Origin of the sequence: Enterobacter sp. MGH85 (assembly GCF_001037655.1) — a bacterium.
GTDB classification, from domain to species: Bacteria; Pseudomonadota; Gammaproteobacteria; order Enterobacterales; family Enterobacteriaceae; genus Enterobacter; species Enterobacter intestinihominis.
The window spans coordinates 4300810-4320316 of sequence record NZ_KQ089925.1 but is presented as its reverse complement, the minus strand read 5'-3'; the positions used below and the strand labels follow the sequence as shown (position 1 = coordinate 4320316).

17 protein-coding genes are annotated in these 19507 nt (G+C 54.8%); 10 read left to right on the top strand and 7 right to left on the bottom strand.

All coding sequences use genetic code 11. The features are described from left to right. The first annotated feature begins 61 nt into the window (after positions 1-61). Positions 62-1222, top strand: coding sequence for a pyridoxal phosphate-dependent aminotransferase (locus tag SK51_RS20540; RefSeq protein ID WP_032676370.1), 1161 nt, complete (start codon positions 62-64; stop codon positions 1220-1222). Here the strand turns inward: SK51_RS20540 and SK51_RS20535 are convergent, their stop codons facing one another. From SK51_RS20535 to citR, 3 genes are all read right to left on the bottom strand, one after another. Beyond that, positions 1223-1849, bottom strand: a complete 627-nt coding sequence (locus SK51_RS20535; RefSeq protein ID WP_023305676.1) for an IbrB-like domain-containing protein — start codon at positions 1847-1849, stop codon at positions 1223-1225. It lies immediately after the preceding gene. Continuing rightward, positions 1834-3057, bottom strand: coding sequence for a phosphoadenosine phosphosulfate reductase (locus tag SK51_RS20530; RefSeq protein WP_048207017.1), 1224 nt, complete (start codon positions 3055-3057; stop codon positions 1834-1836). Before SK51_RS20530 ends, SK51_RS20535 begins: the two co-directional genes overlap by 16 nt. Before the next feature lie 128 nt (positions 3058-3185). Further along, positions 3186-4106 carry a DNA-binding transcriptional repressor CitR gene (gene citR / locus SK51_RS20525; protein ID WP_022647411.1) on the bottom strand — a complete coding sequence of 307 codons (921 nt, stop codon included), beginning with the start codon at positions 4104-4106 and terminating at the stop codon, positions 3186-3188. Between the two features lie 621 nt (positions 4107-4727). On the opposite strand from citR, the gene ahpC reads away from it, so the two are divergent. Further along, positions 4728-5291, top strand: a complete 564-nt coding sequence (ahpC, locus tag SK51_RS20520) for an alkyl hydroperoxide reductase subunit C (protein ID WP_014882974.1) — start codon at positions 4728-4730, stop codon at positions 5289-5291. Positions 5292-5532: 241 nt separating this feature from the next. Further along, positions 5533-7098: an alkyl hydroperoxide reductase subunit F gene (gene ahpF / locus SK51_RS20515; RefSeq protein ID WP_032676369.1), complete on the top strand. Its 1566-nt coding sequence runs from the start codon at positions 5533-5535 to the stop codon at positions 7096-7098. A gap of 59 nt (positions 7099-7157) precedes the next feature. On the opposite strand, the gene uspG is transcribed toward ahpF, so the two are convergent. Next, positions 7158-7586 carry a universal stress protein UspG gene (uspG, locus tag SK51_RS20510; protein WP_022647413.1) on the bottom strand — a complete coding sequence of 143 codons (429 nt, stop codon included), beginning with the start codon at positions 7584-7586 and terminating at the stop codon, positions 7158-7160. Positions 7587-7767: 181 nt separating this feature from the next. Here uspG and SK51_RS20505 point away from each other — a divergent pair, with 181 nt between their 5' ends. Further along, the gene (locus tag SK51_RS20505) at positions 7768-9006 is read left to right on the top strand and encodes a zinc-dependent alcohol dehydrogenase (protein WP_048207014.1); all 1239 of its coding nucleotides are present in this window, start codon (positions 7768-7770) and stop codon (positions 9004-9006) included. A 138-nt stretch (positions 9007-9144) separates the two neighbouring features. Here the strand turns inward: SK51_RS20505 and rnk are convergent, their stop codons facing one another. Continuing rightward, positions 9145-9555: a nucleoside diphosphate kinase regulator gene (gene rnk, locus SK51_RS20500; RefSeq protein WP_023305679.1), complete on the bottom strand. Its 411-nt coding sequence runs from the start codon at positions 9553-9555 to the stop codon at positions 9145-9147. A 262-nt stretch (positions 9556-9817) separates the two neighbouring features. On the opposite strand from rnk, the gene SK51_RS20495 reads away from it, so the two are divergent. After that, on the top strand, positions 9818-10444 hold the full coding sequence (locus tag SK51_RS20495) for a flavin reductase family protein (protein WP_023305680.1): 627 nt from the start codon (positions 9818-9820) through the stop codon (positions 10442-10444). Here the strand turns inward: SK51_RS20495 and rna are convergent. Beyond that, on the bottom strand, positions 10438-11247 hold the full coding sequence (gene rna, locus SK51_RS20490) for a ribonuclease I (protein WP_023305681.1): 810 nt from the start codon (positions 11245-11247) through the stop codon (positions 10438-10440). The genes SK51_RS20495 and rna overlap by 7 nt on opposite strands. 94 nt (positions 11248-11341) lie before the next feature. Beyond that, positions 11342-12709 (bottom strand): anaerobic C4-dicarboxylate transporter DcuC, encoded by a 1368-nt coding sequence (gene dcuC / locus SK51_RS20485; protein ID WP_017382481.1) that lies wholly within the window; start codon positions 12707-12709, stop codon positions 11342-11344. A 342-nt stretch (positions 12710-13051) separates the two neighbouring features. Between dcuC and SK51_RS20480 the strand changes: the two genes are divergently transcribed. The 5 genes from SK51_RS20480 to SK51_RS20460 are packed head-to-tail and all read left to right on the top strand — an operon-like array spanning position 13052 to position 19377. Then, positions 13052-13453, top strand: coding sequence for a hypothetical protein (locus SK51_RS20480; RefSeq protein ID WP_023305682.1), 402 nt, complete (start codon positions 13052-13054; stop codon positions 13451-13453). Positions 13454-13506: 53 nt separating this feature from the next. Beyond that, positions 13507-13800: a copper-binding protein gene (locus tag SK51_RS20475; RefSeq protein ID WP_022647418.1), complete on the top strand. Its 294-nt coding sequence runs from the start codon at positions 13507-13509 to the stop codon at positions 13798-13800. 11 nt (positions 13801-13811) lie between these two features. After that, entirely contained in the window at positions 13812-15068 is a 1257-nt protein-coding gene (locus tag SK51_RS20470; RefSeq protein WP_023305683.1) for a TolC family protein, read from the top strand. Next, positions 15065-16264, top strand: a complete 1200-nt coding sequence (locus SK51_RS20465; protein ID WP_023305684.1) for an efflux RND transporter periplasmic adaptor subunit — start codon at positions 15065-15067, stop codon at positions 16262-16264. Before SK51_RS20470 ends, SK51_RS20465 begins: the two co-directional genes overlap by 4 nt. Next, on the top strand, positions 16261-19377 hold the full coding sequence (locus SK51_RS20460) for an efflux RND transporter permease subunit (RefSeq protein ID WP_032676365.1): 3117 nt from the start codon (positions 16261-16263) through the stop codon (positions 19375-19377). The genes SK51_RS20465 and SK51_RS20460 overlap by 4 nt, the downstream gene beginning before the upstream one ends. The last annotated feature ends 130 nt before the right edge of the window (positions 19378-19507 follow it).

Genomic DNA, 19507 nt, shown 5'->3' with positions numbered 1-19507 from the left:
CCAGAGACTAACATCGTGTTATAGTGTCAGCAACATAAGTATTACAGGCAGGCACACTACAATGAGCAATAACCCGTTGATCCCGCAGAGTAAACTTCCGAATCTCGGCACGACGATTTTTACGCAGATGAGCGCCCTGGCGCAGCAGCACAACGCCATTAACCTCTCACAAGGTTTCCCGGATTTTGACGGGCCGAAATATTTGCAGGAGCGTCTGGCGTACCACGTTGCGCAGGGAGCCAACCAGTATGCGCCGATGACCGGCGTGCAGGCGTTGCGTGAAGCCATTGCGGATAAAACGGCGGAGTTATACGGCCATAAGCCTGACGCGAACAGCGATATCACGGTAACCGCAGGGGCCACCGAAGCGCTGTATGCGGCGATAACCGCCCTGGTGCGTACGGGCGATGAGGTGATTTGTTTTGACCCGAGCTACGATAGCTACGCCCCGGCGATTGAACTGGCCGGTGGCGTGGTGAAACGCGTGGCGCTCCAGCCGCCGCATTTTCGTCCGGACTGGCAGGCGTTTGCCGCGCTGCTGAGCGATAAAACCCGGCTGGTGATCCTGAATACGCCACACAACCCATCGGCGACGGTGTGGCAGAAAAGCGATTTTGCCGCCCTGTGGCAGGCCATCGCCGAACGTGAAATCTATGTTCTGAGCGACGAGGTGTATGAGCACATCTGCTTTGCCGAAGAGGGTCATGCCAGCGTGCTGGCGCATCCGCAGCTTCGCGAGCGCGCAATCGCGGTATCATCATTTGGGAAAACCTACCATATGACCGGCTGGAAAGTAGGGTACTGCGTAGCGCCCGCCGCCATCAGCGCTGAGCTGCGTAAAGTGCACCAGTATTTGACGTTTGCCGTAAACACACCCGCCCAGCTGGCGCTGGCGGATATGCTGCGCGCTGAACCTGAACATTACCGGGATCTGCCAGCTTTTTACCGTGCGCGGCGGGATCGGTTTGTGACTGCCTTGAGCGAGAGTCGGCTGGAGATCCTGCCATGCGAAGGCACCTACTTCCTGCTGGCGGACTACAGTGCGATTTCCGATCTGGATGATGTCAGTTTTTGCCAGTGGCTGACGAAAGAGGTGGGCGTGGCGGCCATTCCGCTGTCGGTGTTCTGCGCCGATCCCTTCCCGCATAAACTGATTCGTCTTTGCTTTGCGAAGCAGGAGTCGACGCTGCTGGCAGCGGCTGCGCGCTTAAATTCGCTCTGACTATTTAACCGTCCAGGCTTCTGAAAAACGACGGTCCGCGAAGAGTTCCAGCAGACCGTTGATTTGCTTCAGTCGCAGCACTTCATCGCTGTCCATACCCAACTCCAGGCCAATTTTCTGCTCACTCCAGCCCATAAGCACCAGTTCTCGCACGATTTCTGACATGGCATTGATCTGGTGGCGTCCACGCGCGCGGTTGTGACGAATGGTTGCAGCCATGCGATCGAACTTTTCCTGGCGTGCTTTACGCAGGCAGGTAACAGGGAGGTAACCTTTAAGTTGACGCTTCAGAATAGCCCGATGACTGCCAAGCTCATGGCGATGGAATCCATCGACAATTTCATAGCTCTCAGGCGCATTTTCCGTCACAACGATAGGTTGTGTGAATCCATCCAGCTCCAGTGATTTGCTGAGTAACCGCTTCTCCGCCGGAGCGACATTATTTGGGTTGTAGTCATTGGCGGTGATGTCAGTCTGTTTTATCCACAATACGCAGTCGACGGGTTGATTATTAAAAGGGCTGATTTCGTGTAATGCCTGGCGAAAGGCATTAATAGCGCCGATTTTCTCTTCTTCAGAAAGGGCCTGCAGGTACGTCTGCATTTCTCTGATTATTTGCTGCTGCATAAAATCCCCCATTCCTTGCGTTTGGCTTTCACTCTTTCGCTGTAGCGTTGATAGTGTTTAGGTTTGTTTGGACTAAATGAGAGAGCCCGGCACCAGTAGTCATTGTTGAGTAAAACCTTGCAAATGCGTCGCCAGGAAGGGATATCTTTTGCGCCAATGTCACCCTCCTGCGTATCGGGAATATCCTCCAGGCCTCGCTTTTGATACCAGTGGAGATAAATTGCGATTTTATTTCGGTAATGTTCCGCCGTATTTTGCGGCATGCTGTCGAGTAGCAGCATGGCGTATTCGCGCCAGCCGAGATGGTCAGGTTTCAGGATCTTCCGGTGGCCATAAAAATGGTTATCGTGCCCGGCATAAATACCTCCACTTCGCACGCCGCAGGCGCGTTCACACATAGCCGCCCAGCGTTCGGGTTCAATGACATGATAGAGCCATAAGCCCTGACGCTGTTCCGGACCAAACGGTTCGCAGATGCGCATATAACGCGGCGGCACCCCCGCCTTGTACATCAGGTCGTATAACGGGTTATAGCAACATTTTGATTTCGCGAACCACGTCCAGATGTCGGCGGTTTTCCAGTCGTATAGTGGGTAGATATACCAGGCGTGCCCACCCGGGGCGACGGTCGTCCAGGGTTTATCGTCAGAAAAGCGCTGCTTACGCGCCGACGCGATAGCCAGAAAGCGGTTGTAAGATTCATCGGCGCGGATCCCTGCCATGACTGCGGCAGGACGTCTTTGCGCATACCATTCGGCAAACTCGCGCACGAAGGCTTCAAACGTCATTCCCTGCTGATAAAAATCGAAATAGTGATAATCGGTAATGGCATCTTCTGGTGGCTGGCGAACCCAGTTTGTTCCGGGTTCCCAGCACTGCCATTCAGGTTGAAACTGTGACAGGGCGTTCTGGGTCGTGAGCGGAAGCGCTACCCACCAGAACTGGTGGATAACATCCCGATAGAGCGTTTTCATAGCGTCAACATGCTGAATGGTCGACGAGAATTGCGCTTCCCAGTCCAGAAAGATGACGTCTATTTTTCGCTTTAATTGCCGTGCTTTCTGGGCAACAAGATGCAGCATCACGGTAGAATCTTTTCCACCGGAAAAGGAAACGCATACCTTGGGGAAATTGTTAAGCGTCCAGTGTATGCGTTCCGCAGAAGCGTCTAAAACATTTTCCTGTAAAGGGATTTTATAGTTCGACATGATTAATCGCGTCCTGCGTGTTAAATGTCTTGGTAAAATCAAAACGATATTATGGAATTATTTACCCTTAATTTCACGGAGTCATTTTTTTCGGTTCGCTTTAATTATATTCACCATGCAAATGTATTTTACGCAGACGGCGGAGAAACGCAGAGCTTATGCATTTTTTCAATGAATGTTGAAAAAACAGAGCTATTCAGTGATGAACGGCCGTAGAGCATATAGATCTTTAATTCAGGCAGCGCAAACGGTGGCTCAAGCCTTTTTAATTTCAAAGATTCTTTAAATGTTTCATAGATCGACACGGGGATATAGCCTAACAAATCAGATGAACTGACCATAGAGATGAGAGAGCTAAGGGAGTCGGTGCGAAAAGCAATATTTCTTTCCGGAAAAGCGTCATTGGCCCGACTCTGGAACTCTTTTACACCCGGATGAGCACTCTGGTAAAAAGTGAATTTCTCCTGGTATAGCGCGTCCACCGTAGCTGTGTCAGCGAGCCTTGGGTGGTCTGCTCTACAGATTAAGGCTATCGGCACCGTAGTGAAGTGGGTGCAGACCACAGAGCGATTGTGGATAGGTGCGATAGAGAAGATGAGATCGGCTTTACGATAGGCCAACAAATCTTCCGCTGATTCGGAGGAAATAAGCATATCTCTTTGTTCTATCTCATAATTCTCCTCAGATATTAAAAGCTTCAACGGTTCCAGCATCGAACCAGGAGACACCATTTGAGTGCAATAGATAACGAACTTTTTCTTGATGTCCGAGTGATGCATCATGTTGATCGTCTGCTCAAGCTGATTGAGATTTTTTTCCAGATGATGATGCAAGTTGGTACCTACCGTGGTGGGCGTAATTCCCTTCCCTGAACGGATAAACAGGGGGTCATCAAGCTGACCGCGCAGGCGTTGCAGCGACTGGCTGACGGCGGATGGTGTGATATAAAGCGTCTCGGCAGCCCTACTGATACTGAGATGTTGGTAAATGCATTCGAAGATAACTAACAGATTGAGATCGAATTTTTTTAGGTCGTAGAGGTTTGCCATGTTTCGTCCTGAGTGAGTTGAGTTTGCTGTCGTTATCACACCATGGAGTACGACAGAGTGTAGTTACCCTTTACAATCCGTGTGAATAACTCGCTTAATTTAAAATTTAAGTGATCTTAATATATCACGGCTTTGGATTATTGAAACATATCTTCAAGAGTTATTAAGATAATTTTATCTTTAAAGTGTGATTGAATTATTTGAATGACAAATGGCGTTTATATATAGCGTGAAACCCATAATGAAATTAAATTTATAATGTTTCAATGACCTGTTCGAATCTGCCTATCACAGCCATAGGCAGGACTATCCCTCTTATGCATTGCTCATTGCGCGCAGGGGTGCTGTAATCAAACCGCTGTTACGGCCTTGATACAAGGTATGTAGAGCGCAACGCAACGCCAGCTTCGGCTGGCACTGAATGTACCTGCGGGGAATTCAGGTATCAGGGCCGCCCGTTGAGGCGGCCTTTTTACTTTCAGGCTTTCCTGTAAAAGGTTCACCTTGCTGTCTTGTTGCTGTTGTAAGGTTTGGCTGATTGATTTGATAAAGCATACGCATTAGCCCCGATGAACAAAGTTGGTTACCTTACACCTCAACGAAAACACGGAGGAAGTACAGATGTCCTTGATTAACACCAAAATTAAACCTTTCAAAAACCAGGCGTTCAAAAACGGTGAGTTCATCGAAGTTACTGAGAAAGATACCGAAGGCCGCTGGAGCGTGTTCTTCTTCTATCCGGCTGACTTCACCTTCGTTTGCCCGACCGAACTGGGCGACGTGGCAGACCACTACGAAGAACTGCAAAAGCTGGGCGTAGACGTTTACTCTGTTTCTACCGATACCCACTTCACCCACAAAGCGTGGCACAGCAGCTCTGAAACTATCGCGAAAATCAAATACGCGATGATCGGCGACCCGACTGGCGCCCTGACCCGTAACTTCGACAACATGCGTGAAGATGAAGGCCTGGCTGACCGTGCGACCTTCGTTGTTGACCCGCAGGGCATTATCCAGGCTATCGAAGTTACCGCTGAAGGTATCGGCCGTGATGCATCTGACCTGCTGCGCAAAGTGAAGGCGGCTCAGTACGTTGCTTCTCACCCAGGCGAAGTGTGCCCGGCGAAATGGAAAGAAGGCGAAGCGACGCTGGCGCCATCTCTGGACCTGGTCGGCAAGATCTAAATTTCCGTCGTCTTTCACGCCATAGCTGCGTTGGCGTCGCCTGCTCACCCCGGTCACTTACTTCAGTAAGCTCCCGGGGATTCTCAGGCTAGCCGCCTTGCTCTGACGCGAAATACTCTGGAAATTGTTTCAGTCATGGGCGCACCCGCGCCCATTTCATTCCAGCACCATGATGCAAGTTGCATTCAGGCAGCCCGTATAAGGCGGCTTGCATGATGACGTTTTAAGAGAGGGAAGAATAATGCTCGACACTAACATGAAAACCCAGCTCAAGGCCTACCTTGAGAAACTGACCAAACCTGTTGAGCTGATTGCCACGCTGGACGACAGCGCGAAATCGGCAGAAATCAAAGCGCTGCTGACAGAGATTGCTGAGCTGTCGCCGAAAGTGACCATCAAAGAAGACAACACGCTGGCAGTCCGTAAGCCTTCTTTCCTGATCGCCAACCCAGGGTCTGACCAGGGGCCGCGTTTCGCGGGTTCTCCGCTGGGGCACGAATTTACGTCCCTGGTGCTGGCGCTGCTGTGGACCGGTGGTCATCCGTCAAAAGAAGCGCAGGCGCTGCTGGAGCAGATCCGCGATATCGACGGTGATTTTGAGTTTGAAACCTATTACTCGCTCTCCTGCCACAACTGCCCGGACGTGGTGCAGGCGCTGAACCTGATGTCAGTGCTCAACCCACGCATTAAGCACACGGCGATTGACGGCGGTACGTTCCAGAACGAAATCACCGAGCGCAACGTGATGGGCGTTCCGGCGGTTTACCTGAATGGTCAGGAGTTCGGCCAGGGGCGTATGACGCTGACCGAAATCGTCGCCAAAGTGGATACCGGCGCAGAAAAACGTGCGGCGGAAGAGTTGAACCAACGTGATGCGTACGACGTGCTGATTGTTGGCTCCGGCCCGGCGGGCGCGGCGGCAGCGGTTTACTCCGCACGTAAAGGGATCCGTACCGGTCTGATGGGCGAGCGTTTCGGTGGTCAGGTTCTGGATACCGTAGACATTGAAAACTACATTTCCGTGCCGAAAACCGAAGGCCAGAAGCTGGCCGGGGCGTTGAAAGCGCACGTCAGCGACTACGACGTGGATGTCATTGACAGCCAGAGCGCCAGCAAACTGGTTCCGGCAGCGGTCGAGGGTGGTTTGCACCAGATTGAAACGGCGTCCGGCGCGGTGCTGAAGGCGCGCAGCGTGATCATTGCCACTGGCGCGAAATGGCGCAACATGAACGTGCCGGGCGAAGATCAGTATCGCACCAAAGGCGTGACCTATTGCCCGCACTGTGACGGCCCGCTGTTCAAAGGTAAACGCGTAGCGGTGATCGGCGGCGGTAACTCCGGCGTGGAAGCGGCTATCGACCTGGCGGGGATTGTTGAACACGTTACCCTGCTGGAGTTCGCCCCTGAGATGAAAGCGGACCAGGTGTTACAGGATAAAGTACGTAGCCTGAATAACGTCGACATTGTGCTCAATGCCCAGACGACAGAAGTGAAAGGCGACGGCAGCAAAGTGACCGGTCTGGAATACCGTGACCGCGTGAGTGGCGATATCCACAGCGTAGCGCTGGCGGGGATCTTTGTTCAGATTGGCCTGCTGCCAAACACCACCTGGCTGGAAGGCGCAATTGAGCGCAACCGCATGGGCGAGATCATCATCGATGCGAAATGCGAAACCAGCGTGAAGGGCGTATTTGCGGCGGGCGACTGCACCACCGTGCCGTACAAGCAGATCATCATCGCTACCGGTGAAGGTGCGAAAGCCTCGCTGAGCTCGTTTGATTACCTGATCCGCACCAAAACTGCATAATAAAAGAAAGCAAGACGACACCTGCAATACAAGAGGCCACCAAAAGGTGGCCTCTTTTTTTATCTGACGACCATCACCGGAATGTGGGTGTGGCGGATCACGCTGGAGGCGTTCGACCCCAGCAGGTGCGTGGTAATAGACGGGTTGCGCGAACCAATCACCACCACGTCTGCGTTCAGCTCCGCGGCCAGTTCATTAACGGCGTCACGCACGCTACCGAACCGGACGTGGGTTTTTATGCGGGAAGGATCGATGCTGAAGTGCCCGACCATGGTTTGCAGGCGCGTCTCGGCTTCATGCTGTAAATGCTCTTCAAAACGACGCACATCAGCAGCGAAACGATGCAGGCTCAGGCTGGCAGAGCCCGGTAAAACATGCAGAAGATGAATAACTCCGTCCTGCTGCGCGAGAAATTCCGCGTGACGTACAGCCTTATCACTCAGTTCCATTTCGAAAACATCAACCGGCATAATGATTGTTTGATACATAACCGTTTCTCCTTGTTTATAAACGCTGAAATCATTCAACCACAAAATATAAAAGGTTTCTGTAATCCCGACAGCACTTTTTTATCTCGCCAGGATAAATCTCAAAACAGCCGGATTCCGGGGCAGATCCCGAGAGGTAGCTACCCTTTTATAAGCTTACCCACACCCTTTCGGAGGTTGCATGAAAGCTCTCACCTATCACGGTCCACATCATGTTCGGGTCGATAATGTCCCCGATCCGGGCATCGAACAGCCTGACGATATCATCCTGCGCGTAACAGCCACGGCGATCTGTGGTTCCGATTTGCATCTTTATCGCGGAAAAATTCCCAAGGTCCAGCACGGCGATATCTTGGGTCATGAATTTATGGGCGAGGTGGTGGAGTGCGGGAGCGAAGTGAAGAACGTGCAGAAAGGTGACCGGGTGGTGATCCCGTTTGTGATTGCCTGCGGTGACTGTTTCTTTTGCCAGATGCAACAGTACGCGGCCTGCGAAAACACGAACCGCGGGCAGGGCGCGGCGCTGAACAAAAAGCAAATTCCCGCCCCTGCCGCGCTGTTTGGCTACAGCCATCTTTACGGCGGCGTGCCGGGCGGACAGGCGGAGTATGTGCGCGTGCCGAAAGGCAACGTGGGGCCGTTTAAAGTGCCTCAGCTGCTGTCAGACGACAAAGCGCTTTTCCTGTCAGATATTCTGCCTACCGCCTGGCAGGCGGCGAAAAATGCGCAGATCCAGAAAGGCTCCAGCGTCGCCGTATTCGGGGCCGGGCCGGTGGGGTTGCTGACCATTGCCTGCGCGCGGCTTCTCGGCGCAGAGCAGATTTTTGTGGTTGACCATCATCCCTATCGACTGCGGTTTGCCCAGGAGCGCTACGGCGCGATCCCGATTAACTTTGATGACGATAACGACGCGGCGGAGAAAATCATTGAGCAAACGGCCGGGCAGCGCGGGGTGGATGCGGTGATTGATGCCGTCGGGTTTGAGGCCAAAGGCAGCACGACGGAAACGATCCTCAGTAACCTGAAAATTGAAGGCAGCAGCGGCAAAGCCCTGCGCCAGTGCATTGCTGCGGTGCGACGCGGCGGCGTGGTCAGCGTGCCGGGCGTGTACGCCGGTTTCATCCATGGCTTCCTGTTTGGCGATGCCTTCGATAAAGGGCTGAGCTTTAAGATGGGGCAGACGCACGTCCACGCCTGGCTGGGAGAGCTGCTGCCGCTTATCGAAAAAGGGTTGCTTACACCGGAAGATATTGTGACCCACTATATTCCGCTGGCTGATGCGGAGCGCGCCTATAAGATCTTCGAAAAACGGGAGGAGGAGTGCCGCAAGGTGATCCTGGTGCCTGGCGCAGACACCCCGGAGGCTGCGCAGCAGAAAGTGAAGGGACTGGTGAATGCCTTCCCCGGCGGCGTTGTGTGAGGTTTCGTCCCCACGGCACTACGACAGAGTAAACATGGATTAAGCGGTTTTTGTCCGATATAAGACAATCGGTGAATTTGCGGAAAGAGGATGCAGGTGCATCCTCTGTGCAAAGCGGGGTCGCTTGTTCAGAAGGGATTAACGCAGGTAATCGCCAGCGGCTTCGGGCTGGTAGAGCAGCTCAAGCACTTCCAGATGGGCTGAGGCGCCGCCCGGGAGTTCCCAGTGGATAGTATCGCCCGTGGGCAGTCCAAGCAGCGCCGCGCCCACGGGTGCCAGCACCGAAAGCTGCATGCTGCTGTCGGTCATCTGCGCCGGATAGACCAGCGTACGGGTGAGTTCCTCCCCGGTGGTCAGGTTGCGGAACTTCACCTGGCTGTTCATGGTGACCACATCATGCGGCATGGTCTCAGGCGTACACATTTGCGCCCGGTCTAGCTCTTCGTTCAGCGCATCGGCAACCGGCAGCGAGGCGAATTCTGGTTTCTCCAACAGTCGGTCAATACGTTCTGCGTCGAGTTCATTGATGATAATCGTAGGTCTGGACATTTTTACTCCATGTCGTTAATGCTGCGTGTAACGCAGAAACCAATCCAAAAGAAAACCCTCGCCGTCTGGCAGCGAGGGTTTAACTTATCTGATGATACTGTCTGAAACCCTAAGTTTGAAGTGATGAAGGTCACATTCGTGCGCCATATGAATTTTTGGCAATAAACCCGGCATCCCGATTCACGCTGAACGGAAATTTCGTTACGCTGGTAAAACTTAAACCGGGCAATGCGCGTTGCAGCCCCAGCGTAGAGAGAGCGATATGTACTTTTACCAACCGTCTCAGGGGCACGGCCTGCCGCACGACCCGCTGAACGCCATTATCGGTCCGCGTCCGATTGGCTGGATTTCATCCTGTGATAAGGCCGGTCAACTGAACCTTGCCCCGTACAGCTTCTTTAACTGCTTTAACTATCGCCCACCGATCATTGGTTTTTCCAGCAACGGCTGGAAGGATAGCGTGCGGAATATTACCGAAACGGAAGAGTTTGTCTGGAACCTCGCAACGCGCGAGCTGGCTGAGGCGATGAATGAAACCTCCGCCACACTCCCTCATGGCGAGGATGAATTTACCTTTGCCGGCCTGACGCCCGTAGCCAGCCAGCTTGTGCGCTCGCCGCGCGTGGCGGAAAGCCCGGTGAATTTCGAGTGTCGATTGTCACAGTGCATTCAGTTGACCGGCGCGGATGGGACACCGATTGATACCTGGCTGGTGCTCGGCGAAGTGGTGGGCGTCCATATCGCTGAGAGTTTGCTGGAAGAGGGGATTTACCAGACCGCGAAAGCGCAGCCCATTCTGCGTGCGGGTGGACCGTCCGCCTACTACGGCATCAGCGACAGCCATCGCTTCGATCTGGTACGCCCGGATGCGCGCAGGAACAATCAGTAACCAGCTTTATCGATAACAAACTGTTTGCCGCAGTTGCCCGGATGCGGCTGTGGCGCAAAGGTGCTGGCTGAGAGCGAGTTGTTAATGGTGCTGGATTTTAGCGAGATCTGCATCTCGGTCAGATAAGCCGGATTGCCATGGCAGGTAAGCTTGAACGCTTTTACGTTCTGTTTCCCCCAGCTTTTGGCCACGGCTACATCAAAGTCGCTACGACGGACGGTTTTGCCATAGTTTTCCGCCAGAAATTTCCCAACCGCACTATTTTTCACTTCCTGGTTCATGCGCACCATGGTGCCGAAGTAAGCGTCGGGATCAAAACCAAAGCAGACGCCGTGTTTCGCGTATTCATAACGTTCAAGGCAGGAGTTGCCGCCCGCGCCGGGCATCACGCTGTTCAGCTTCGCCGCGCCCGTTAGCGATAGTCCGGTCTCTGCGGCGTCACATTTGCGGCTGGCTTTTGCTTCCGGCATATTCGGAACCGGACGAGTGGCACAGCCGAAGCGCATCCAGCGGCGTTCATCCACTCCGCGAGCGGCAATAGATTTCGGCAGCGCTGGCCATAAGCCGTGGACGGTCAGAAAATCGGTTTTGTTGCTGCTCTCTTTTTGCAGGCGACACTCTTCCGGTTCGTCACGGTTGCGTTCGACCATACTCTGGCAAAATCCCGTTTGCCAGGAAAGAGCCAGAACGTAGCGATCGAAATCGCCATACTGGGTTGGCTTAAGCGGATCTGCCTGAATTGAGAAGACACAGAGTGCAAGCGCTACTGCGCCAGACGGGATAACGATATCCTTCCTGAACATTTGCTTTCCTGATTGGTTGGGCGCGATTAATTTCTGGAGGTTATTAAAGCACAAAAAGCGCCCGCAGGCGCTTTTTGGAAAGCAGGAATTTCGCTTAGGCAGCGCCGGGAACCAGCACTTCGGTGGCGATAATAACGATAATCAGGCCAACCAGCACCGGCACTGACGTGCGTTTTACCACTTCAAACGGAGAGATTTTTGCCATCCCTGCAACCGCAACCACCACGCCCGATACCGGAGAAATGGTACGACCCAGGTTGGAGGCCTGGAGCATCGGAATGGACAGGTAAGCCGGGTTGATGCCGGAGGAGTGTGCCAGCTTAGGGATCATCTCAACAAACGCATAGAACGGCGCGTTACCGGAGCCGGTAGTCATCGCCGCCAGCATGGTCAGTACCACCAGCACCAGCATCAGGATAATGCTGGCCGAGCCGAACGAGGTGGCGATAGAGATCAGGCTCTGGATAAAGCCGATGGTGCTCAGCCCCTGAGCAAACACCCCTGCGGCAACCAGCAGCATCACCACGCCCGCGAAGGCATCCGCCATGCCGCGGAAGGCGACTTCAAGACCCGTGAACACCTTCTGGGTATTAAAGCCTCGAACAAATTCCAGGATGGCCGCCAGCAGCATACAGATCACCAGGATAGTGATGATGTGCAGCTGAGGGCCCCATTTGCCGTCAAAAATAAGCACGCCAATAATCGGCGTGAAGGGCAGGATGGAATAAAACGCCGGGGCGGTAGTGGTGATTTCACTGACGTCCATCATCTCATGGCTGACGTTCTCTTTCTTATCGAGGTAGCGTTGCCAGAAGAAATGCGCCACGCCCATGCCGAGAATAGCGGTGATGGAGATTGGCAGTGTGGTTTTGAAGGCGAAGTCAATCAGCGACATTTCCGCGGCTTTCGCGGCCAGCACCACGTCACCGGAAGTAGGGGAGAGAATAATCGCCGCCGGAGAGGCGCAAATAGCCGCCGCTGCGCCACGGCTGATCCCGACGTTAACCATTACCGGGAATAACGTCGCCATTAACAGCACGCCAAGGCCCGTTGCTGAGGAAACGGCTAATGACATCAGACAGGCCAGGAAATAAGCCGCGACCATCAGCAGATAGGGGGAGTTAATATATTGCAGCGGCTTAGAAGCCAGCTTCACCACCATATCATTCGCGCCGATATGGGTCATATAGGCAGCAAATCCGCAGAGCATCATGATCATCATGCCCAGGTCGCCGCCGCGGCTCATCAGCAGAATTTTTATATATTCCACAATATCGGTAGCGGTATATCCGGTGCTGGCTTCGCTGGCGGGTAAAACCTGATGACCCATTAGCGCGCTAATGATCAGCAGCGTCAGGCCGCCGACAAATAGCACGCCGGTGGCTGAGTAACCTTTAATGATGTAGCGTGCTACACCGACAATGACCACGACTCCAATGAGGAGTTCGAGAAAAGTAAGCATGATTTCCCCTGTATCTTTGCTGCCCGAGAGACAAATAATCAATAAAAAAGAAGCCTGAAATGTGCCGAATAAATGGCCAGTCCTTGCTGATTAAAATCAAGAAAGAGACTACTAAAGGCAATGATGACGATATTTTTGCTAACCCTGCGTCATTTATATTAAGACGTTATTGACCTGATGAATAGATATTATATGTCATTAAATTGATGGTGAAGTGTTAAGGTTTTGAGTATTACTTGCCGACAATCGATTTAAAAACGTAAATCTCTTTAAAACTACTTCTCTTTCATTCTTTTGCCTGCTTATACTCGGTTCACTTTTACCCTATCCGACGATCTGAATATGCACGCCAGCTGGACGTATCGCCTGCGCTTTATCAAAAAACATCTGCTGATGTTTTTGCTGGCGTTTGGCTGGCTGTTAATCCAGAGTCAGGTGGCCGTCGCCTCCCATCAATGTTCAATGGATTTGCGCGGTGAGGTGGCCACCATCCAGCATATGGATATGATGGCGGAACCGGGGCCGCATTATGCTGCCGGTGCTTCACCGCTGTGTGAAAAACATTGTGTGCCGGATCAGGTACAAAAAGATCCTGCCCAGCCGCATCTGGTGGCGCTGCCTGCCGCCATGACCCTGACCTTAACGACGCCAGAGTGTTCATCTGCAAGCCATTCTGCGTGGTCTGTTACCCCTCCTGCTGTGGGGCCGCCGGCAACGATCCGCTATTGCCGGTTTCGGGAGTAAAAACCTGTTAATTCGTTGATTTTATTTACTTAACGTTTAACAGGAGTTTTATCATGCGTACCCTATTCCTTTCCGCGCTGGTTGGCGCGTCCATCTCTTTCGCTTCTTATACCGTTCAGGCAAACCAGACCTGGCAGGGCCGCGGCGTGGTTCAGTCGATCTCTGACAATGCCGTCATGCTCCGTCACGAGGCCATACCGGAACTAAAATGGCCAGCGATGACCATGCCGTTTACTTTATCTGCCGGCACCACGCTGAATGGCGCCAAACCGGGGGATGAGGTGACCTTCACGCTTGAGCGTGCGGGTGACGGTTTCCAGATTATCTCGCTGACGCCAGCGCGCTAAGCGAGGTCACCATGAAACAACACACACTGAGTCTGTGGCTCGGTGGGGTGTTGTTCGGCCTGTTAACCTCCGCCGCGCAGGCGGAGCCGTGGACGCTCGAACACACCCTGACCGAAGCCCAGCGCTACTCGGCAGAACTCTCCGCCAGCCGTAACGAAGCGCAGGCGCTGGATGCGATGGCGGATTCCGCCACGCAATTACCTGATCCAAAACTGAAATTCGGTATTGAAAACGTGCCGGTACAGGGCAGCAACGATCGGCGGCTTACGCGCGAAGGGATGACCATGCAGAAGGTTGGCATCATGCAAAGCTACGTCAGCTCAGAGAAGCGGGAACGTAAAGCACAGACTTTTCAGGCGCAGGCGCGAAGCGTGCTGGCAAAATCCGAGGCCGTACGTGCCGCGCTTCAGCGTGATACCGCCCAGGCCTGGCTGGATCTGGCGCTGGCACAGCAGGCGCTGAAAACAGCCAGAACGCTGGTCCGTGAAACGGAACGCCAGCGGGGCGTGCAGAAGGCGAGCGTCGGGGCGGGAGGCGCAACGCCGGACAGCGTACTGGCCCTGCAAATGATCCTCAGCGCCATGCGCGACAAAGAGACGCTGGCGCAGCGGGATGTGCAGCTGGCGCAAAGCCGTCTGCTGGAGCTAACAGGGCACGCTATTACGGCGGTTCGCGGTCCGCTGCCGCGCTATCAGCGCCTTCCTGCCGATGAAAAAACGTTGCAGGAGGGGATTGCCAGACACCCGGAAGTGGAGGCCGCGCGACGTGAAGCAGAGACCGCGAAAGCGCGTTCAGCGCAATCTGCCGTGGCAGCGATACCCGATGTGGATGTGGAGGTCTATTACGCCCACCGCGCCGAAGGCTATGACGATATGGCTGGCGTGATGTTCAGCGTGGATCTGCCTTTGTTCCAGTCAAAACGTCAGGACAAGGATTACGCCGCCGATGTTTCCCGCTCAATGCAGGCGGTGGATCAACTGACGCTGCTCAAACGCGAACACATTGCCCAGGTGCAAACGCTGGTGGCGCAGTATCAGGCTGCGCAAACGGTGTGGCAGCGTCAGCGGGATGAGGTACTACCGTTGCAGCGACAACGGCTGGCGGTGCTGACGGCGCAATATCGTTCTGGACAGTCGGCGCTTCCGGCCCTGCTGGAGGCGCGTCGTGGCGTACTGGATACGGAACTGGCGGCGAACCAGGCGGAGCGCGAAATGGCGCGAACCTGGGCTGCCGTGAACTGGCTGATCCCGCAGGAGCTGGCGCAATGAAAAAAACAACGTTAATGGCGATTGCCATCACGATAGCTGTCGCTGGCGGCTATTTTGTCGGACAGAAGCAGACGCATCAGCCGGATGCGGCTTCACAACCCTCAGAACGCAAGGTGCTTTACTGGTACGACCCCATGGTGCCCGGTCAGCGCTTCGATAAGCCGGGTAAATCCCCTTTTATGGATATGGATCTGGTCCCACGCTACGCCGATGAAGCGCAGGCGGCGTCAGGCGTGGCCATCAGCACTCAACAGCAGCAAAACCTGGGGATGAAAACCGCCAACGTTGAGATGCGCCAGCTGGTTTCGCCGTTCTCGGCCTTTGCCACGGTTGCAACGGATGAACGTAACGTCTCGGTGTTGTCAGCCCCGGCCAATGGCGTGGTGTCAAAATTGTTTGTTAATGCGCCGCAGCAGCAGGTAAAAGCCGGAGAGGCGCTGGCGCAACTGTGGATCCCGCAGTGGACCGCCGCCCAGCAGGAGTATCTCGCGGTTCGTCAGCTTGGCGATGCCGCATTGACCCGCGCCGCACGCGAGCGGCTGGCGTTGCAGTTTATGCCAGAAGAGGTCATTCGTTTGCTGGAGCGTAGCGGTAAGCCGCAGACCACGCTCATTCTGCGCACCAACCGGGCGGGCTATGTGGTGAAGCTGGACGTGCGGGAAGGGGCGCAAATCACCGCAACGGCGCCGCTGTTTGAGATCGCCAGCCTCGATCCGGTCTGGCTGGTGGTCGACTACCCGCAAACGCAGGCGCAGTCTCTGGCGGTGGGCAGCAAGGTGGTAGCAACCTCAGAAAGCTGGCCGGGGGAGCAGTTCCACGGCACGGTCAGCGAATTGCTGCCGCAGATGGAGGCGGCCACGCGAACCCTGAAAGCCCGTATCGTGCTGGAAAATTCCGCACATAAGCTGAAGCCGGGCATGTACCTCTCCGTCAGGTGTGCGGAAGAGCTGAAAGGCCCGCCGGTGCTGGCGGTGCCGGAAGAAGCGGTGATTAACAGCGGAGAGTCTGCGCGTCTGCTGCTGGCTACCGGGGACGGTTATTTTCAGCCTGTGACGGTGAAAACCGGCCTGACGGCGCAGGGCTGGACGGCGATCCTGTCCGGGGTCAAAGAGGGCGATAAGGTGGTGACGTCCGGGCAATTCCTGATTGATTCCGAAGCCAGCCTGCGTAGCGTGATGCCGGAGGTGACGCCATGATTGCCGCTGTGATTCGCGCCTCGTTGCGTAACCGCCTGCTGGTGATCCTGGCCGCGCTGATGATGGCCAGCTGGGGCTGGTGGGCGGTGCAGCGCGCGCCGCTGGACGCGTTGCCCGATCTGTCTGATGTGCAGGTCATTATCAAAGCGAGTTACCCCGGGAAAGCGCCGCAGGTGATTGAAGATCAGGTGACCTGGCCGCTGACAACCTCTATGTTGTCTGTGCCGGGCGCCAAAACCGTGCGCGGTTTTTCAATGTTTGGTGACGCTTATGTGTATGTGCTGTTTGAGGATGGCACCGATCTCTACTGGGCGCGATCCCGGGTGCTGGAATATTTAAGCCAGGTACAGGCGCAGTTTCCGCCGGGTGTGAAGGTGTCGCTGGGGCCGGATGCGACGGGCGTCGGCTGGATCTACGAATATGCGCTGATCGACCGTAGTGGAAAACACAGCCTGGCAGATCTGCGGGCCCTTCAGGACTGGACGCTTAAGTTCGAGCTTAAGACGGTACCGAATGTATCTGAAGTGGCAAGCATTGGCGGAATGGTGCGTCAGTATCAGATCGTGGCGGACCCGGCGAAAATGCGCGCGCTGAATATTACCCACAGCCAGCTATCCGGCGCGGTGCAGGCCGCCAATAAAGAGAGCGGCGGCGCCCTGCTGGAGATGGGCGAAGCGGAGTATATGGTGCGGACAACGGGCTATTTGCGCTCGCTGGAGGATTTTCGCAATGTGGTGATCGCCACCCGCGATGGCGTACCTGTCCTGCTGAAAGATGTCGCCACCATTGGCATTGGCCCGGAGATCCGCCGGGGCGTGGCGGAGCTTAACGGTGAAGGGGAGGTTGCTGGCGGCGTAATCGTGATGCGCTACGGGCAGAACGCGCTGGAAACCCTTCGCGCGGTAAAAGCGAAACTGAGCGAGCTGCAAAAAACGCTGCCGCAGGGCGTCGAGATTGTTCCGGTCTACGATCGCTCCACGCTGATTGAGGAGTCGGTCAAAACGCTGACGCACAAGCTGCTCGAAGAGTTTGCCGTGGTGGTACTGGTGTGCGCGCTGTTCCTGTTCCACCTGCGTTCCGCGCTGGTGGCGATGGTTTCTCTGCCGCTGGGGATCCTCGGGGCTTTTGTGGTGATGCACTATCAGGGCATTAACGCGAATATGATGTCGCTCGGCGGGATCGCCATTGCCATCGGAGCGATGGTGGATGCGGCAATTGTCATGATTGAAAATATGCACAAGGTGCTGGAGCAGTGGCGGCATGATAATCCGGACAAGGAGCCCGCGCCGGGAGAGTACTGGCGTCTGGCGGAAAAGGCGGCGGTTGAAGTGGGACCGGCGCTGTTTTGCAGCCTGTTAATCATCACGCTGTCATTTATACCGGTATTTTCGCTGGAAGCGCAGGAGGGGCGAATGTTCTCGCCGCTGGCGTTCACCAAAACCTGGTCGATGGCCGTGGCCGCCGGGCTTGGGATCACCCTTGTACCGGTGCTAATGGGCTTCTTTATTCGCGGGAAAATCCCGGATGAGAAGGCAAACCCAATAAACCGCCTCCTGATCCGCCTGTATGAGCCGTTGCTTGATAAGGTACTGACCTTCCCGAAAACGACCCTGGCACTGGCATGTCTGCTGCTGATCGCCACGCTCTGGCCGCTGAGCCGCCTGGGGAGTGAGTTTATGCCGCCGCTGGATGAAGGGGATTTACTCTATATGCCCTCCACGCTGCCGGGGATCTCTGCTCGCGAGGCATCGCGGCTGCTTCAGCAGACGGACCGCTTGATCAAAAGCGTACCGGAGGTGGCGAGCGTGTTTGGCAAAGCTGGTCGGGCGGAGTCGGCAACCGATCCCGCGCCATTAACCATGCTGGAAACAACTATCCACTTTAAGCCCCGCGAGCAGTGGCGGCCTGGAATGACGCCGCAAAAGCTGGTGGAGGAGCTCGATAAAACCGTGTCGCTGCCGGGCATTGCCAATGTGTGGGTGCCCCCTGTCCGTAACCGTCTGGACATGCTGGCAACCGGGATCAAAAGCCCGGTCGGCATTAAGGTGAACGGCAATAATATTGCCGACATTGAGCGCGTGGCCCGGCAGATTGAGCAGGTGGTGAAGGACGTTCCTGGCGTCTCCTCGGCGCTGGCGGAGCGACTGGAAGGCGGGCGCTACGTGGATATTCGTATCGACCGGCAAAAAGCCGCGCGCTACGGCGTTTCCGTCGATGAACTGCAAAGCCTGGTCTCCACGCTGGTCGGGGGCGATAACATTGGTGAGGTGATCCAGGGACGCGAGCGGTACCCCATCAACCTGCGTTATCCCCGCGATTTGCGTGATAACGTCGACACGTTGCGGGTGTTGCCGGTAGTAACCGCCAGCGGTAGCCAGGTGGCGCTGGGGGAACTGGCCGATATCGTCGTGACGGAAGGCCCACCGATGCTAAAAAGTGAAAACGCGCGCCTTTCCAGCTGGATCTACGTGGACTTACGCGGGCGCGATCTGAAGTCCGCCGTAGATGAAATGCAAAAACGGGTGGAGGAGAAGATGGTATTGCCGCAGGGCGTATCTCTCTCCTGGTCCGGGCAGTTTGAATATCTGGAACGGGCGACCGCGACGCTTAAAATAGTCTTACCTGTCACGCTGATGATTATATTCGTCCTTTTATGGTTAACCTTCAGGCGGATATCAAATGTCCTGATAATAATGGGGACATTGCCTTTCGCGCTTATTGGTGGGGTGTGGTTATTATGGCTGCTTGAATATAATTTGTCTGTGGCGGGGGCCGTTGGCTTTATCGCCCTTTCCGGGGTGGCAGCAGAATTCGGCGTAATTATGGTTCTATATTTGAATCATGCGCTTGATAAATATCACAGGCTTGAGCCAGAAGGGGGAAATACGGTGCTATTGCGTGCGATCCACGAAGGTGCCGTGCTGCGCGTGCGTCCGAAGGTGATGACGGTCGCCACGATTATGGCGGGACTGCTGCCCATCATGTGGGGCAATGGGAGTGGCTCGGAGGTGATGCAACGTATTGCTGCACCGATGATTGGTGGCATGGTTACTGCACCGTTATTGTCGATGTTAGTTATTCCCGCACTCTACAAATTGTTACATCAACGTTAAAAATGTCAACTGCATGTGCTTATTCAGGCATGCAGTTTATGTATCGTCAGACTATTCTCAGGAACGGGATGGTAATTAGGAATAACACCCATGCTGTTAAGCGTTCATTCAAGTATTCTGTGCTAAGGTC

What these genes read in the sequence shown, in the direction of transcription:
- dcuC (WP_017382481.1), bottom strand. Translation starts at nt 12,709, where the DNA reads ATGCTTACTTTTCTCGAACTCCTCATTGGAGTCGTGGTCATTGTCGGT.
- SK51_RS20495 (WP_023305680.1), top strand. Translation starts at nt 9,818, where the DNA reads ATGTACTTTTACCAACCGTCTCAGGGGCACGGCCTGCCGCACGACCCG.
- rna (WP_023305681.1), bottom strand. Translation starts at nt 11,247, where the DNA reads ATGTTCAGGAAGGATATCGTTATCCCGTCTGGCGCAGTAGCGCTTGCA.
- ahpC (WP_014882974.1), top strand. Translation starts at nt 4,728, where the DNA reads ATGTCCTTGATTAACACCAAAATTAAACCTTTCAAAAACCAGGCGTTC.
- SK51_RS20475 (WP_022647418.1), top strand. Translation starts at nt 13,507, where the DNA reads ATGCGTACCCTATTCCTTTCCGCGCTGGTTGGCGCGTCCATCTCTTTC.
- ahpF (WP_032676369.1), top strand. Translation starts at nt 5,533, where the DNA reads ATGCTCGACACTAACATGAAAACCCAGCTCAAGGCCTACCTTGAGAAA.
- SK51_RS20535 (WP_023305676.1), bottom strand. Translation starts at nt 1,849, where the DNA reads ATGCAGCAGCAAATAATCAGAGAAATGCAGACGTACCTGCAGGCCCTT.
- SK51_RS20540 (WP_032676370.1), top strand. Translation starts at nt 62, where the DNA reads ATGAGCAATAACCCGTTGATCCCGCAGAGTAAACTTCCGAATCTCGGC.
- SK51_RS20470 (WP_023305683.1), top strand. Translation starts at nt 13,812, where the DNA reads ATGAAACAACACACACTGAGTCTGTGGCTCGGTGGGGTGTTGTTCGGC.
- SK51_RS20530 (WP_048207017.1), bottom strand. Translation starts at nt 3,057, where the DNA reads ATGTCGAACTATAAAATCCCTTTACAGGAAAATGTTTTAGACGCTTCT.
- SK51_RS20465 (WP_023305684.1), top strand. Translation starts at nt 15,065, where the DNA reads ATGAAAAAAACAACGTTAATGGCGATTGCCATCACGATAGCTGTCGCT.
- SK51_RS20480 (WP_023305682.1), top strand. Translation starts at nt 13,052, where the DNA reads ATGCACGCCAGCTGGACGTATCGCCTGCGCTTTATCAAAAAACATCTG.
- rnk (WP_023305679.1), bottom strand. Translation starts at nt 9,555, where the DNA reads ATGTCCAGACCTACGATTATCATCAATGAACTCGACGCAGAACGTATT.
- SK51_RS20460 (WP_032676365.1), top strand. Translation starts at nt 16,261, where the DNA reads ATGATTGCCGCTGTGATTCGCGCCTCGTTGCGTAACCGCCTGCTGGTG.
- SK51_RS20505 (WP_048207014.1), top strand. Translation starts at nt 7,768, where the DNA reads ATGAAAGCTCTCACCTATCACGGTCCACATCATGTTCGGGTCGATAAT.
- uspG (WP_022647413.1), bottom strand. Translation starts at nt 7,586, where the DNA reads ATGTATCAAACAATCATTATGCCGGTTGATGTTTTCGAAATGGAACTG.
- citR (WP_022647411.1), bottom strand. Translation starts at nt 4,106, where the DNA reads ATGGCAAACCTCTACGACCTAAAAAAATTCGATCTCAATCTGTTAGTT.